Genomic DNA, 16873 nt, shown 5'->3' on the forward strand with positions numbered 1-16873 from the left:
ATCTATTTTGATCTCGCCTGTATGCTCTTGCTCAAAACTCTTGCTGTTCTAATGTGCATCTAACCAGTTTTCAGCAAATTCCATTTCAACATCCAATGGGACAACGAGTTCTACAGCACCTTCCATTTCTTCTTTTACAATTTTGGAAATGATGTCTTTTTCTGATTTTAGTACATCAAAAACCAATTCATCATGTACTTGGAGCAACATTCTAGAACTGAGTTTTTGCGCTTTCATTTTTCTATAAATATTGATCATTGCCACTTTGATAATATCAGCAGCACTACCTTGAATTGGTGCATTTATAGCATTTCGTTCTGCAAATCCACGAACAATAGCATTCGAAGAATGAATGTCTGGTAAATAACGACGACGTTTCATAATGGTTTCCACATAACCCTTCTCTTTGGCTTCTTCCTTCGCTTTTTCCATGTAGGTTTTAATCGTGGGGTATTGTTCAAAGTAACTGTCGATAATCGACTTTGCTTCTCTACGAGAAATACCAAGGTTTTGTGCTAAACCGAATGCAGATTGACCGTAAATAATTCCAAAGTTAACCGCTTTGGCGTTACTTCTTTGTTCTCTGGTCACTTCTTCCAACTCTACACCATATACTTTGGCAGCAGTTGCAGCGTGGATGTCGAGTTTATTTTGGAATGCCTCAATCATTGTTTTATCTCCACTTAAAGCAGCGATAATACGCAATTCAATTTGAGAATAATCGGCAGCCATTAAATAGTAATCATCATTTTTTGCCACAAATGCTTTACGAATTTCCCTTCCTTTCGGTGTACGAATTGGAATGTTTTGAAGGTTGGGATTGGTTGAACTTAATCTTCCTGTTGCCGCTACCGTTTGCATATAATGCGTGTGCAATCTACCATCGTTTTCGTCTACCAATGTTGGCAGTGGATCCACATAAGTGCTCTTCAATTTTCTTAAGGAGCGATAATCTAAAATCAAAGGAATAATTTCGTGATCATTGATGTGTTTTTGCAAGGTATCCTCTGAAGTTGAATACTGACCTGTTTTGGTCTTCTTTGGCTTCTTCGCAATCTCTAGCGTTTCGAATAAAACTTCCCCTAATTGTTTTGGTGAATCCAAATTAAATTCAACCCCAGCCAATGCCAGAACCTTCTCCTCGATTTCTTTTAAAGTGACCTCTAATTCGTTTGAAAACGCTTTTAAACGCTCAATATCGAGTTGAATACCTTCTTGTTCCATCGCTTTTAGGACTTCAGAGAGTGGCATTTCAATTTCATAAAACAAATCTTTCAGATGATCCTTTTGAATTTCTGGTTCAAAAAGCTCTTTTAGTTGCCAAGTAATGTCGGCATCTTCACAAGCGTAATCCACAATTTCCTTTTGTGGAATATCACGCATTGTTTTTTGATTTTTTCCTTTCTTTCCAATCAAATCTTCAATTGGAAAAGTGGTGTATTTTAAATAATATTCGGCAAGTGCATCCATATTGTGTCTGCCATCAGGTGAAAGCAAATAATGAGCAATCATCGTGTCAAAACGTGGCCCGCGCAACTTTATTCCATAACGGTTAATGACCTGCTCATCGTACTTTATATTATGAGCAACTTTTTCCACCTTTTCAGATTCAAAATAAGGAGCAAATAGTTGAACGAGTGCTTTTGCTTCATCAAAGTCTTCTGGAAAAGGAACGTAAAAAGCTTCTTTGGCTTTAAAGGAGAATGCTATTCCTACCAAATCGGCATTTCTTGCTTCAAGGCTATTCGTTTCGGTGTCAAAACACACCGATTTTTGCTTGAGCAATAGTTCAACTAATTCTTGTTGTTCTTTCTCTGTTTCTACAAAATGATAATTCGCTTTTTCAGTGGCTAAACTTTTTAATTCACTAGTTTCTACTGTTTCCTGTTGTTCGGGAGTCTGAGTTGCCCCAAATAAATCCAATTGTCCGTCCGTAGAGGGCACACTTGAATTCGTAATTACTATTTCTTCTCCCAGTACGCGCTTAGCAATATTCCTAAATTCTAATTCTGTAAATATTTCACGGATTTTCTCTTCGTCTGGAGGACAAATTTTCAAATCTTCAGCATCAAAAAGAACATCTACATCGGTAATAATTGTCGCTAACTTTTTAGACATTAACCCTTGCTCCATGAAGTTAATTACGTTTTCTTTTTGCTTTCCTTTGAGTTCATCAACGTGTTCAAAAAGTCCCTCCATCGAACCATATTTCTTCACCAATTTTTTAGCTGTTTTTTCACCAATTCCAGGAATTCCAGGAATATTATCTGAAGCGTCACCCCATAATCCTAAAATATCAATTACTTGCGAAGGATGTTCAACTTCAAATTGGGCTTGAATTTCTGGCACTCCTAGAACTTCAGCAGGTTTTTTACCCCGTCCGGGTTTATACATGAAAGACTTTTCAGTAACCAACTGACCAAAATCTTTATCAGGAGTCATCATGTAAGTTGTAAACCCTTCTTTTTCTGCCATTCTAGCCAAGGTCCCAATAACATCATCTGCTTCGTATCCTTCCTTCATCAAAATCGGAATTTTAAAGGCTTCGATAATGCGTTTGATGGGTTCAATCATATTGCGAATATCTTCTGGCATTTCTTCACGTTGCGCCTTGTATTCAGAAAACTCCTCAATGCGATTTGTTGCTCCACCCGGAGGGTCAAAAACGACTGCAATATGTGTTGGCTCCTCCTTTTTTATTACATCCAGCAATGCATTAGTAAAGCCAAATGCTGCTGAAGTATTCTCACCTTTTGAATTCATCCTTGGATTCTTGAAAAAAGCAAAGTAAGATCTATAGATCAATGCAAATGCATCAAGAAGGAATAGTTTTTTATCAGTTTTTGGAGTCAACATAATGTGAAAATTTGAATTGAAATCAAAGATAGCTTTTTAAATGGAAAATTTTTTAATTACGAATGTAAGAATTGATGATTAAAACAGAGTGGGTAGTTTGTGGAATTGAACGCGGTTTTAAATAACTCGTAAGTAGGGTGTCTTTGCCCACAGATTAAGCACATTAAATCAATTAAAAAGTAGTATTCACCTAGATTTTCTGAAAATCTAACCCTGTACTAATGTACAAGACAATTGTATTAATAGTCAAAATAGTATCATTTATCGATAAATAACCCGTCTTTAACTTGGTGAACTCTATTAAGTTTGTTATTATTGTCATTGATTGAATAACTATAGTTTTATAGTATTTAAACACAGAAAGCATGAAAAACCTACTTTTACTAGTATTCCTTTTAGGAGTACAAATCAGCACGTTTTCACAAAACGAATATCTATTAAAACTTCATTCCTTTAACGGTGAGTCTCCGAAAACTGCCTTTAGCGAAATAACAAGGGAGCTAGAAGTATCTCATCGGTATATCAATGATAGTATCCTGACTTTTCAGTCACCTTTGTTGATTACAATAAATGAAATGGCTCAATTTGTTGAATTGCATGGATACGAAATTGAAGATTTTCAAATCCTTACAGACAATACAGACAATACAGACAATACAGACAAACCAATAAATAATTCTGGAAACGTCCTAAAAAATGGTAATCAGGATTGTGAAAACGCAACAATGGTTTGTGATGCAGCAAGTTTTAGTGGAAACGCCAGTGGAAGCGGTAGTAATCAAGAGTTAAACGGTAGTAACAGCGGGTGCTTATCTTGGGAACATCAATCTTCTTGGTATTATATAAATGTCGGAAGTTCCGGAACTTTAGAGATGACAATTTCACCAACTGCCTCAGATGATTATGACTGGGCAATCTGGGGGCCATTTACAGAAGCGACAGCGAATGCCAATTGCCCGCCCACTTCTGGGCCTGTTCGGTGTTCATGGGCTGAAGGATATGGTGATACTGGAATGAGGAGTGGTACAACTAACCCTTGTAGCTGGAAATGGGGGTGCTTCTGTTTTGCTGATTGTGACCCAAACTCCGAAAATGCATATGGTAACGGCTGGGTTGCACCATTAAACGTCCAAGAAGATGAGGTTTACATTCTGCTGATAGATAACTACTCAACATCTAACAATCCATTCGACCTGACTTGGGGAGGTACAGCAGGTTTAGAATGTACTGAAGTTCCTTTGCCTGTCGAACTCACAGCATTCAATGGACAAAACAAACAAGGTATGAACTTACTGACTTGGGAAACTGCCACAGAAACCAATAATGATTATTTTTCCATTGCGCATTCTTCAGACGGATTCTCATGGCAAGAAATTGACAAAGTATCAGGGGCAGGGAATTCAACAGAGGTGAAGAACTATAGTTTAGAGCACCGAAACTTTCCAAGTGCCATTAACTACTATCGATTAACCCAAGTGGATTTTGATGGAAAAAGAGAGGTTTTTCCTATCATTTCTATCGATAACCTTAAAAACAGAAAGCTAATCAAAAGAGTAAACACCTTAGGTCAAGAAGTCGATCAAAATTTCAAAGGTATTGTAATTGAATATTACGATGATCATACTGTAGAAAAAAGAGTGTACTGATGGTTGTCTAAACTGATTATTCAGAAAATATAAAACACCCGCGTCACTGTTTTAGTAGGCCTATCGAAAAATGCGTTTTAACACAGTGCAACCATTCGCAACTAAACCAATCTACAAAAACTTTATGATATTCATCATGTTCTTCAATCACTCGAAGCAAACCCTTGTTTTTCCTTACTTTAAATTGGTATCTTGTAAGCCTATGCGTTATCACATTAAAAACTTCAAACCTTTTTGAAATGAAGATGTTTTAATTGAAGATTAAGTTTATTTGTAGTTGATTATTGTAAAAAATAGAACAAGTGGGAGACAAGAAAAGTAACAATCAAAACAAGTTGCCAAAAAGAGGTAATCTATATTGGATTTATGGAATAGCATTGCTTTTAATCTTTACCGTTTTTTTTAATCCGTTTAGCGAAAACACTAAAATTAGCTGGTTGGAATTTGAGCAAGAAATGCTTAGTCAGGTTGAGGTAGAAAAAATTGTGGTAATCAACAAACAGACCGCAGAAGTTTACATCAAGAAAGAACTCCTTTCAGAAGAAAAGCATGGACACATAAGAAACAAAGTTGGACCTCATTATTTCATTGAAATAGGTTCTGTAGAAAGTTTCGAGACCAAGTTAAGCGCAGCACAAGAAGATTTCCCTCCAAATGAAAAAGTTGAAGTTTTATATCAAGATCGATTTGAAATAAGCAGTATATTGGGTTGGATTCTCCCTTTTGTACTTATTCTCCTTTTTTGGTTATTCATTATGCGAAGAATGAGAACTGCCGGTGGAGGAATGGGAAGTTCGATGATGAATTTCGGGAAATCAACTGCAAAACCAGCAAATGTGGACAGTAAAAGCAAAGTAACTTTTGAAGATGTTGCAGGACTGAAAGAGGCAAAGATTGAAATTATGGAATTGGTAGATTTCCTGAAAAACCCTGAAGATTACACCAAACTAGGAGCTAAAATTCCTAAAGGGGTTTTACTTACAGGACCTCCAGGAACTGGAAAAACCTTATTGGCAAAAGCAGTTGCTGGTGAAGCACAAGTTCCGTTCTTTTCAATGTCAGGTTCCGAATTTGTTGAAATGTTTGTGGGAGTTGGAGCCTCTCGCGTAAGAGACTTGTTCAAACAAGCTAAAGAGAAAGCACCCAGCATTATCTTTATTGATGAAATAGATGCTGTAGGACGGAGTCGTGACAAAGCCAAATCGATGCAGTCCAATGATGAAAGAGAAAACACATTGAACCAATTGCTTTCTGAATTAGATGGATTCGATGCAAATAGCGGAGTTATTGTTCTTGCTGCAACAAACAGGGTTGATATTCTTGATAAAGCATTATTGCGTGCAGGTCGATTCGATCGTCATATTTATATGGAACTCCCCACCAAAATGGAACGAGAGGAAATCTTTAATGTTCACCTAAAGCGCATTAAAAAGGACGATACAATTGACGTTGAGTTATTGGCTTCTTTAACTCCTGGATTTTCAGGAGCAGACATTGCAAATATTTGTAATGAAGCAGCTTTATTAGCCGCACGAAAGAAAAAGGACATTGTGAGTCAGGTAGACTTTACCGAAGCGCGCGACCGTGTAATCGGTGGTTTGGAAAGGAGCAGTAAAGTTATTTCACCAGATGAAAAAATGATTGTTTCACATCATGAAGCGGGTCACGCCGTTACGAGTTGGTATTTAGAGAATATGGACTCCTTGGTAAAGGTTTCCATTATTCCACGAGGACAATCGTTAGGAGCAGCATGGTATTTGCCCGAAGAGCGAAACATTGTTACCAAATCACAATTTAAAGATCAGATGTGTTCAATGTTGGGTGGTCGTGCAGCAGAAGAAATTATGTTTGGAGAAATCTCTTCAGGAGCGCTAGACGATCTCGAAAAAGTAACCAAACAAGCGTATAATATGGTTGCTTTTTATGGTTTAGACAAGAATCTGGGACCGATCAGCTATTACGATTCATCAGGACAATATCAAGGTATGATGGGAAAACCTTATAGCGAAGAAATGGGAAAACTTATCGATAAGGAAGTCCATGATTTAATTATCAGACAATACAATAGGGCTAAAGATATTTTGGTAGAACATAAAGACGAGTTGAAAAAATTAGCAGAACTCTTAATGGATAAAGAAGTGGCAGATATCAAAGATTTAGAAGGAATTTTGGGGGTTAGAAAAGCGAGAAGGTTATTGGAAACGGTTTAAATAATTACGAATGGAAACATTTACGAATTACGAATTACGAATGGGGGAATTAGGAATTGTGGAATTATGAATGAGGTAATTATGAATGGGAGAATTATGAATTGTGGAATTACGAACGGCTTTAGTTATCAGCGCAGCTAATTGACAATAAGAGGATTAAAGGTTGGGAGTGTGGTGTTTTCTATTTTTTTAAAAATCCGAATTCTTTTTTCGTTAGAGTTTTCTTTATCGCATCTTTTAAAGTAACATAATAAAACAAACACGAAAAGCGGCTATAGCCAATTCGTAATTAAAAATTTCGTATTTTTTTAAAAACCTAAATCACATGTAGGAAAACGTAATTCAAGTAAAGAGTTATGCTTTTTCATTAAAAATCATTGAAGCTTACAAATATTTTCAATACGACAAAAAAGAGTATGTCTTAAGCCTACAAATTTTACGCTCCAGAACATCGATAGGAGCAAATATAGAAGAAGCTATAGGTGGATAATCTAGAAAGGACTTTTTCACTAAATTGACTATTTTTGCCGTAATTACTTTGACCCTTTCTTATTGTTCTTATTCGAAACTTCAAAAAGAGCTTGCCCTTGTTTAATCAGAGATAGTTAAATTAATTTCGAATGGAAACAATTACGAATTTGGAGGACGCCCAACAATTCGTAATTCGTAATTAAAAAATCCGTAATTATCTAGTCTTTATACTTTTCGTACATCGAACCATAATGCGATTCTAAAAATAATTCAAGTGGAATTTCTTCTTGCTTGATAAAACCTTTATTCTGCAGCTTACCTTCTGAAACCAGATCAACAACGGCTGAAATACTGCACGCGGTGGTCCAGCTTATGGCGCGCCAATCCTTTCCGTCTAAAACAATATTTCGATAGGATTCACTGAACTCTTTTCTTCTTAACTGCCCATCAATTTTACCTTCAACAGCAGCATAAACAAGAATTATATCATCATCTACTAAAGGCAAGGCATTGGTTAATATTTCTTTGGCAAGGTCTCGGTTGTTTTTCAATTGTAGATCATAAAGCAATAGCTTCATTCCATCGCGGTGCCCAGGATAACGCATCGTTTTATAATTCAAAGTGTCAACTTTTCCATCTAATGTTTCACACATGGTACCCAATCCACCAGAGGTAGAAAAAGCTTCATATTGGCGTCCGTTAATATTGATTGACTCTACATCATCAAGAGAACTAACCATTTTGCGTTCTCCGTTGTGAATCACTTCAGCATCATTTAAGTATTCGTTGATTACACCATCAGCACTCCATGTAAAACTGTATCCTAATTGTCCCATCGGATGAAGAGGTAAAGCTCCAACACGTAGTTTTACAGATCGAATTTCAGAAAATTGATTGTACAATCCAGCTCCTAGAATACCTATAAATCCAGGTGCTAGTCCGCATTGTGGCGCCATAACAGAAGAGCTTGTTTTGGCCATTTCACGAATCGCGTTAAGGGTCGGTACATCTTCCGTTAAGTCGAAATAGTGCACACCCATTTCAGCAGCAGTTTGAGCTATTTTAATATTGAGAAAATACGGTAAACAAGAAACAATTGTTTCCTTATTTTTCAAAAATTCACGTATGGTCTCGTCTTTTGAAACATCGCCTATCTTCACTTCAAAAGAAAATTTTTCATCAGGTTTTGTCTGGTCCATTCCTACAACTTCATACTTTGAGCTCAATAAAGTAGCGACTAAACTACCTACTTTACCCAAACCTAAAACTCCTATACTTTTTATCATAGTCTTTCTAATGATTAATTAGTCCTTGCAAGAAACATCTAATACTGCGTTATGCTCGCTTTTAATTTTAGTTATCCCGACGTTTACAGTCTGGACACCTAGCAATTAAAGACTTCACAAGCCTTATCTTTAACGATCTCTTATCAAAGAGTGTAAAGACGGAGAGTTCTCTTTTAGACACAAATTATAAATTACTATGAAATTTAAGAGTAAAAAACGAGAATTCGTAATTTTCTAGTTCGTAATTGCTTTCCCTTTCCTAACTAAAAATTCAAATAAATCCAAAACGTTGGCTATCCGATAATTCGTAATTGAACCATTCGTAATTGAAAAAATTCAATTCCTAACGAATTGAATTTTTCAAGATCTCCCCAAATCGATACACATCTTCATAAGAATTATACAATGGCACTGGAGCAATACGAATCACATTCGGTTCACGCCAATCGGCAACAACACCCTCCTTGGTCATCGCATCAAACAAGTCTCGTCCCTGACCGTGTGCTAAAATACTCAGTTGAGATCCTCTTTCTTTTGGATGACTTGGTGTTATAATTTCGAAGTTTGCATTTTCTGATTCTTTTGATACTTCATGAATTATAAATTCTAAGTACGCTGTTAAGTCCTCACGTTTTTTGCTAATTGCAGCCATTCCTACCTCATCAAAAATATCTAATGATGCCATGTGTGCAGCCATTCCTAAAACAGGAGCATTACTTAACTGCCAAGATTCTGCACTTTGAATCGGTTGAAATTCGGGTTGCATTTTAAAACGTGTTGCTTTATCGTGTCCCCACCAACCTGCAAAACGTGGCAAATCATTGTTGGTAACGTGATTTTCATGAACAAATAGTCCTGCAACACCACCTGGACTAGAGTTGAGGTATTTATACGAACACCATGCTGCGAAATCTACATTCCAGTCGTGTAAAGAGAGTTCAACGTTTCCAGCAGCATGAGCCAAATCAAATCCAACTTTAGCACCCACTTTGTGTCCTGCTTCGGTAATTGATTTCATGTCAAAAAGCTGACCCGTATAATAATTCATTCCACCAATCATGACCATTGCGAGTTCACCCCCTAACTCCTCAATTTTTGCGATTATATCTTCATGGCGTAACAAATGCTCTCCTTCTCTTGGAAAGATTTCAACGATAGCTTCGTCGATAGAATAACCATGGAATTTAACCTGAGATTGCAAAGCATATTGGTCTGATGGAAAAGCTTTTCCTTCGCATAAAATTTTGAAGCGCTTTCCTGCTGGTTGGTAAAAGGAAACCATCAATAAATGCAAATTGGTTGTTAAAGAATGTGTTATGACAACCTCTTTACTTGTTGCACCCACAATCTTTGCTGCTTTTTCTGTCAATAATTCATGGTAAGAAAACCACGGGTTTTTGGCGTCAAAATGACCTTCAACACCCCATTTTGCCCAATCATTTAATTCTTGTTGAATGTATTCTTGTGTTCGCTTAGGTTGCAAACCCAAAGAGTTTCCTGTAAAGTATACCACAGGCTTCTCATGGAAATTTGGAATAAAAAATTCATCACGCCATTTTTTCAATGGATCGTTTAGGTCTTTATCTTGAGCAAATGCGAGGGAGTTTTGATATTTTGACATTATTGAAGTGTTTTTATTCTAGATTCCGAAAATATAAAATTAAACAGTAGTCTTCTATAAAAAATGAAGAAAATGTAGATCGATTGGGGTGCTATTAAAAGTAAAATAGATAAAAACCTATAGCTGTATTTAGCCGTTTTTTTTGGGATATAAATACAAATATCGAATCCCATGTGTGTACTTTGTCTTAATCCTAAGCAGATGTATACCATCCAACATTATTCACGAGGAAAACTCAGGAATCTGCCAATGATTCATTAAGTTTGCAATAAATCAAAATTGTTCTGAATGAAACGTTCAAATTCTGAAAAGTTATACGAAAAAGCACTAAATTACTTCCCTGGTGGAGTAAATTCTCCAGTGCGTGCTTTTAAGGCGGTAGAGGGTGCGCCTTTATTTATAAAAAAAGGAAAGGGTCCCTACATTTGGGATGAGGATGAAAATCAATTCATCGACTTCTGTTGTAGTTTTGGTCCGCATATTTTAGGACATAACTATCCAGATGTTCACCAAAACATTGTAGACAACCTAGAAAACGGAACCAGTTTTGGAGCGCCAACGAAATTAGAAAGCGATTTAGCAGAAATCATCATTTCTCGTAATCCATATATTGATAAAATACGATTTGTAAGTTCAGGTACAGAAGCGGTTATGTCAGGAATTCGTTTGGCACGTGGATATACAGGAAAAAACAAAATCATTAAGTTCGAAGGATGTTACCACGGACATGCAGATTCACTTTTAGTAAATGCAGGATCGGGATTAGCAACATTCGGTGAAAGTTCAAGCGCAGGTGTTCCAGAAAGTGTTGTAAAAGACACTATTGTTATTCCACTGAATGATGTTCATGCTTTAGAAACAGCATTTGAAAAGTATAAAGATGAAATCGCTTGTGTAATTATTGAACCCATTCCTGCAAACAACGGACTTTTGTTACAAGAAAAGTCTTTCTTGCTAAAACTGCGTGAAATCTGTACTGCGAACAATGTATTGTTGTTCTTTGATGAAGTAATTTCTGGATTCCGTGTTGCATTCTCAGGTGCTGCAGAATATTATGACATTGCTCCAGACATCGTTTCTTACGGTAAAATTATCGGAGGTGGATTACCTGTTGGAGCATACGGAGCAAAAAAACACATTATGCAAAGTGTTTCGCCTGATGGGCCAGTATACCAAGCGGGAACATTGAGTGGTAACCCAGTTGCAATGGCTGCAGGAATCGCACAATTGACTGTGTGTAGTCAACCTGGTTTTTACGAAGACCAAGAAGAAAGAACACAAACTTTTGTAAATAGTGTAAACGCACATGCCAAAGAAAAAGGATATGATTTTTCTTTAGTGACCATAGGATCAATTTTTTGGATTGCATTTTCTGATAAAACAACAATTAGAAGTGCCTCCCAAATTGATGCAGATATGACACCGTTTAAAAAACTACATAAAGCTTTATTAGAACGCAATGTATATGTTGGACCTAGCGGTTATGAAGTTGGTTTTGTATCTTATGTTCATACAAAAGAAGTCTTAGAAAATGCAGCTCAGCAATTTAAAAATGCCTTGGATGAGGTATTTGGGTAGTTTTTCTCGATTCATCGAGAAAAACAGGGAGAGGTTTCGGTGCGAGGGAGAGGTGGAATACTTTGCCCTCGCACTCTTTATACTCTAAACTTCACTCTCCTTACCGATTTATCGGAACCCTCTCGTTAATTTAAAAGAACTTTTACAAGTTCTTTTAAATTATCTACTCTTAAATCAGCTACTTTCAATTGTTCTGTAACTGTATGTGTTCCATCTGGAACAGCTACAACATTCATTTTAGCGGCTTTTCCTGCGATCACTCCATTTAAAGAATCTTCAATTACCAAGCAGTTTTGTGGTTCGCTTTTCAATAATTTGGCAGTTTCGATGTACACTTCAGGATGAGGTTTCCCATAAGTACAATTTTGGGCAGAAAGCGTGACATCGAAATAATGTGCAATCCCAAGTTTTTCTAAACTGGTATCAATTAAAACTTGATATGAAGAACTTGCTAGGCCGATTTTCATTCCTTTAGATTTAAAAAATTCTAGGATTTCAATAACGCCTTTCATTGGCTCACCATTGGCTTGAATTCCATTGATCATTTCAAGCATGATTTCATCAACGACTTGTGCTTTCGTTTTCTTCTCCCATGGATATTTTTCATACCAATAGTCAATCACTTCATCAATTCTTAATCCTACCGTTTTTTCACCTCCTACTTTAATGAAGTCGATTCCAATGGTTTCAAAAACTTTAATTTCAGCCGCTTTCCATAAGGGTTCAGAATCAATTAAAACGCCGTCCATATCAAAGATAACCGTGTCTATATTCTTAAAATCTATCATTTTCTCAATTTATAAAGGTAGTTGTTGGAGAATATTTGTGTTGCATTTTCATCAGTAATATAAATGTGGCGACGATCAACCGCAATACCTTCTTTTTGGGTCCATGAATCATGTAAATATTCTTTTTGTTGTATCCATTTTTCGCCATCCCAAGAGTACATGTAGACCTTTGCGTAAGTCAATAGATACAATTCATCTTTGTACAGGACAGCGTCGGTAATGCACTCCTCTCTCCAAGTCGTGGGCAATAAGTTTAAATCGTAAAGTAATTCTGCTTGATATTCTCCAGGCACAGTGGGCAAAGCATAAACCTTTGAAATACCATCAAAAGGAACGGTTCTATTTTTAGTAAAAATCAATAATTGACCTTCTTTCACGATCAATGCCTCGGCATCATAATATAACTCTGATTGATAAGGAGGAAAAAGGTATTGCTCTGGATAACTAAACAAAATGGTTTCCACGTTTACGGTATCTTTGACTAAAACATCTTCCAACTTAACTTTATGAATGGCCAAGTCTTGTCTTTTGTTTTCATTATTTCCAATATCACCGATATAAAGATATTCTTGGCCATCATAAGCCAAGGCTTCCCAATCAATGTTCTTTACGTTTTTGATAAAGCAGATATGAGTAATTTCTCCTTTTTTATTGAACACATAAAGTTCTGGTTCATTCCCTGAATCATTTAAGGTAATAAAGTTACATTTGTATTTCACCAAAGCTGAACTTTCGAGTAACTCTTTGGGCAGAGGAGCAACTCTTTTTTGAGTCAATCCAAGAATTGGGAATAAAATAACGAAAAGTATTATCCAGCGTTGTTTCATGGCGTATTAATCAAGGTCTATAACAAAGCTATTCAAAATATAGAACAAGAGTTGTACAAGACTTTTTATTTCATAAATATCGTAAATAAAGTAGAGTTTATTTATCTTTAAATTTAATTCAGCGTAAAATAATTATGATACAACCGGGTTCAAAAAATTGGATAGACAAATACTTTTCTTTGGTAGATGAAGGAATAATTGATTTAGAGTCCCTGAATCAACCGCATTACTTGTCTCAATCTTCTTTTTTACACAATGTTTTCTTTAATTCAGGGATTGTATTTGGATTCCCTAGTGAATTCTTGTTTTTCAAAGATGAAAGCATTTTGGCCAAGTGGACTACAGATGAAAAAACTTCCTTCTTGCTGTTTGAATGCTTGTTGTTGATGTACAAATCTGAGAAAAAAGAATTTGTCAAAGCCGAATTCATCTCTTCTTTACTCAGTTTTTACGAGCAATACAAAGATGGTCACTCCATCAATGTATTTAAAATGTTATTCAAAGAAAGTGATCAAGTAAAGGTAGAAAGTATTTTAAAAAGACGTGTTCACATCAAAAGAACCTTAAGTAATCAATTGTGGGTGAGTTACCTAAACAATAGTTTAGTTTACTTGGATGTATTGGCCTTCCATTCCTTTCTGATCAACGAAAAACACCTAAAAGAAAGTTATAACACATTCGTTTTAGGAGCATTGAATACCGTTGGAGCAATGTCTTTGGTTGACCATGTTATTGAAGATTCAGAAGAGCAAATTCTTTCTATTTACTTGGCCTCTTCCAACATGGATGATCATTCCAAGAAGGAGTTCAAGCAGAAACTAGCAGACGATAACATCAGCATTGATGATATCACATTGCCTACGGACGCTGATGAACTCTACAAGTTTTATCTTATCGACATGGCCGTCTTAACTGTTCATTCTGACCTTTCAGCAATGAACGACGAAATCACTACACTGTATAAGCTGTGTAAACATTTGGGCGTAAGTCATGAGCAACTAAAACGTTCCATAATTCTCATCGAACGCTTTGTAATGGAGAACAACCATAAGATTACTTTTCTTCAGGAAAGATCATCTTATGAGCAACTATATGGGAACTTTTCAAAGCGATGGATCAAAATTCTTGGTCGAAACAAAGATAAATTCGTTGAAGAATTAAGAGAAAGCAAAGAGTTAATTAGCCTGGTGAATAAATCTTTACAGCAAGAGTTGACTCAAGAAGAAAAGGAGAAGGTCAAATCTCAATTTAAGGACTTGGCCAAAAGCCTTCCAGCATTAGCCATTTTTATGTTACCAGGAGGAATGATTCTATTGCCTTTGATTTTAAAAATCGTACCAGATTTAATTCCGTCGGCGTTCAAAAACAACGAAACCAACTAGTTTAAGAAGCTTCAGTAATTGGTTTTACGCTTTTCACAGATTTCGCCATGTAGTCTGTAATTGGTTTTGGGTGTCCATCTTTGTTTGTTTTAAACAAATAATTCACTCCTTCAATAGTGTGTTGTGCAACGACATGATAGGTAGTATGCTCTACTCCAACATTTTCGTTATCTCCTTTACCTTTTACATTTAATTTTGCTTTATAGTAAGCAAAGTTATCTTCTTTCTCTAGAAATTCTATCGTATATACTTTTTGATCTTCAAGCTGCATTAAATAGTCCTTGAATGCATCATCGGTACCCCAATCTTCAATAGTGAGATGAAAGTTTTGACCAACACGCAAGTCCCATTGATAACCATTTAATTCGTGAATCATTTCAGGAGCGGTAGAAGCTCCAATGTTGGCAGTAGCATCTGGAATATAAATTAAAGCTTCAATATTATAAGGCTTTAAACTAAACGCTTCGAACTCATCGAGATCATCCAACTCTTCTGGATACTCCACTCTAATACCGTTTACTTCTTCAACCTCCTCTTCACACGATGAAAACATCATTCCTAAAGAAAGTAATCCAAACGTTAAGTATATTTTTTTCATTTCTGAATCTTTTAAGTATAGTGCAGGCTCGAAAATAGTAAAATATAATTAATTATGCGCCTAAATTAAAAAGTTTATTGTTGTCTCTATTGGCTTTTAAAGACTTGATTTCTCAAATTTTTGACTTAACTTAAGGAGCTAAAAAAAGCCATTAAAAACCAAATTTCTTGTTGATTTAAGCTGTCAACAATAAGGTTAGGAAAGTCTTTTTAATAGCTTTGGATAACTTCTCATTTTTTATTCAAAATATGTTTATATTGTAGAATAAAGTCCATGAAATCTGTTTCTCTCTTTAAAATAATTTTATTGTGTGTGGCGATATTATTGATTGATGCATTCACCTTTTACTGGTTGCAATCCATCACTCAGTTATTGGATTTTGAGATTTTAAAAACAATCATTTTTATTCTTTTTTGGTTGTTTACCATTGGTTTAGTGACCTCTATTTTAGTTTTGAAGCTCACTTTAGATAAGATTAACCCCATAAGAAAACAGGTTTTGATTTCAAGATTCTACGGACTAGGAATCTTATCATTTGCCCCAAAGTTGATTTTCGTAATTGTATTTTCGGTTCTGTATTTCACTCATTTCCTATTCTCTGAAAATCAATCTTTATTGGTCATTTCAATTGCTGGGTTGTTGTCTGGTTTACTTCCTTTTATGGTTATCTTGTATGGAATTTTTAAAGCCGTTTATAAATTCAAAGTTTATAGTACCACCATTCAACATCCTTTACTTCCCTCTTCATTTAATGGGTTAAGAATAGTTCAAATCTCAGATCTACACCTTGGTAGTTTCAATTACGCTTACCATAAACTAAATCCTGCAATTCAAATTATTAATGATTTGAAGCCCGATTATATTTTCATCACAGGAGATTTAGTCAATAATTATGCTGTAGAATTACGTGGATGGGATAAGGTTTTCAAACCCTTGAAGGCAAAAAGAGGAAAGTTCGCCATTCTGGGGAATCATGATTACGGTGATTATAGCAAATGGAAGAGTCCTAAAGCGAAAAAACAAAACCATGATTTGATTCAGCACTTTTACAAAACGATTGGATTTAAACTTTTGTTGAATGAGGCGTACATTGATACAATAGAGAAGCAAAATATTGCAATTCTAGGGGTTGAGAATTGGGGGAAGCCTCCTTTTAAACAATATGGAAATTTAATTAAAACCCTTGAAAAAGCCAAAACTGTTCCGTTTAAGATCCTTCTTTCTCACGACCCAACACATTGGACAGAAGAGGTGCTTCATAAAACTGATATTGCCTTAACTTTATCTGGTCACACCCATGGAATGCAAGCAGGTTTTCAATATAAAAACCTAAAGTGGAGTCCCATTAAATATAAGTTCAAACATTGGGCAGGTTTATATGAAGAAAATGGACAATACTTGTACGTCAATAGGGGATTGGGATGGTTAGGACTTCCTGCAAGAATAGGCATGCGACCTGAGCTTACCTTAATTGAATTAAAAAATTAAAAAAGTTCAAAACTTTTTGGATTAACCCTTGCTTTTCTCCCTTAATTTTAGGCCGCTTTTAATGTGTTTTTGCCTTTGCTTTATAGGGTCAAATTGTTAGCTTTGTTAGCTGTAACAGGTTG

12 protein-coding genes are annotated in these 16873 nt (G+C 35.8%); 6 read left to right on the forward strand and 6 right to left on the reverse strand.

All coding sequences use genetic code 11. From position 1 onward, the window contains the following. Positions 1-48: 48 nt before the first annotated feature. Positions 49-2856 (reverse strand): DNA polymerase I, encoded by a 2808-nt coding sequence (gene polA / locus ACN0U3_RS00930; protein ID WP_417264781.1) that lies wholly within the window; start codon positions 2854-2856, stop codon positions 49-51. 365 nt (positions 2857-3221) lie between these two features. Here polA and ACN0U3_RS00935 point away from each other — a divergent pair, with 365 nt between their 5' ends. The 3 genes from ACN0U3_RS00935 (at position 3222) to ACN0U3_RS00945 (ending at position 7202) form a co-directional block, all read left to right on the forward strand. Beyond that, positions 3222-4502, forward strand: coding sequence for a hypothetical protein (locus ACN0U3_RS00935; protein ID WP_417264782.1), 1281 nt, complete (start codon positions 3222-3224; stop codon positions 4500-4502). Positions 4503-4804: 302 nt separating this feature from the next. Continuing rightward, a complete protein-coding gene (ftsH, locus tag ACN0U3_RS00940; protein ID WP_417264783.1) occupies positions 4805-6712 on the forward strand; it encodes an ATP-dependent zinc metalloprotease FtsH in 1908 nt (635 codons plus the stop codon). Positions 6713-7052: 340 nt separating this feature from the next. Further along, entirely contained in the window at positions 7053-7202 is a 150-nt protein-coding gene (locus tag ACN0U3_RS00945) for a four helix bundle protein (RefSeq protein WP_417265101.1), read from the forward strand. Positions 7203-7401: 199 nt separating this feature from the next. Here ACN0U3_RS00945 and ACN0U3_RS00950 read toward each other — a convergent pair whose 3' ends face one another. Both ACN0U3_RS00950 and kynU read right to left on the reverse strand, forming a co-directional pair. After that, a complete protein-coding gene (locus ACN0U3_RS00950; RefSeq protein WP_417264784.1) occupies positions 7402-8469 on the reverse strand; it encodes a saccharopine dehydrogenase family protein in 1068 nt (355 codons plus the stop codon). Between the two features lie 343 nt (positions 8470-8812). Further along, the gene (gene kynU, locus ACN0U3_RS00955; RefSeq protein WP_417264785.1) at positions 8813-10090 is read right to left on the reverse strand and encodes a kynureninase; all 1278 of its coding nucleotides are present in this window, start codon (positions 10088-10090) and stop codon (positions 8813-8815) included. Positions 10091-10378: 288 nt separating this feature from the next. Here kynU and hemL point away from each other — a divergent pair, with 288 nt between their 5' ends. Continuing rightward, positions 10379-11668, forward strand: coding sequence for a glutamate-1-semialdehyde 2,1-aminomutase (gene hemL / locus ACN0U3_RS00960; protein WP_299202893.1), 1290 nt, complete (start codon positions 10379-10381; stop codon positions 11666-11668). 125 nt (positions 11669-11793) lie between these two features. Here the strand turns inward: hemL and hxpB are convergent, their stop codons facing one another. Together hxpB and ACN0U3_RS00970 are read right to left on the reverse strand one after the other, a co-directional pair. Further along, complete coding sequence (hxpB, locus tag ACN0U3_RS00965; protein ID WP_417264786.1) at positions 11794-12456, reverse strand: hexitol phosphatase HxpB; 663 nt, start codon at positions 12454-12456, stop codon at positions 11794-11796. Next, the gene (locus ACN0U3_RS00970; RefSeq protein WP_417264787.1) at positions 12453-13283 is read right to left on the reverse strand and encodes a hypothetical protein; all 831 of its coding nucleotides are present in this window, start codon (positions 13281-13283) and stop codon (positions 12453-12455) included. The genes hxpB and ACN0U3_RS00970 overlap by 4 nt, the downstream gene beginning before the upstream one ends. A 134-nt stretch (positions 13284-13417) precedes the next feature. Between ACN0U3_RS00970 and ACN0U3_RS00975 the strand changes: the two genes are divergently transcribed. Then, positions 13418-14665 (forward strand): LETM1-related biofilm-associated protein, encoded by a 1248-nt coding sequence (locus ACN0U3_RS00975; protein ID WP_417264788.1) that lies wholly within the window; start codon positions 13418-13420, stop codon positions 14663-14665. Between the two features lies 1 nt (position 14666). On the opposite strand, the gene ACN0U3_RS00980 is transcribed toward ACN0U3_RS00975, so the two are convergent. Continuing rightward, positions 14667-15263, reverse strand: coding sequence for a hypothetical protein (locus tag ACN0U3_RS00980; RefSeq protein ID WP_299202883.1), 597 nt, complete (start codon positions 15261-15263; stop codon positions 14667-14669). A gap of 312 nt (positions 15264-15575) precedes the next feature. Here ACN0U3_RS00980 and ACN0U3_RS00985 point away from each other — a divergent pair, with 312 nt between their 5' ends. Beyond that, entirely contained in the window at positions 15576-16751 is a 1176-nt protein-coding gene (locus tag ACN0U3_RS00985; protein WP_417264789.1) for a metallophosphoesterase, read from the forward strand. The last annotated feature ends 122 nt before the right edge of the window (positions 16752-16873 follow it).

Source organism: Brumimicrobium sp. (assembly GCF_048268645.1).
Classification (GTDB): Bacteria; Bacteroidota; Bacteroidia; order Flavobacteriales_D; family Crocinitomicaceae; genus Brumimicrobium; species Brumimicrobium ulvae.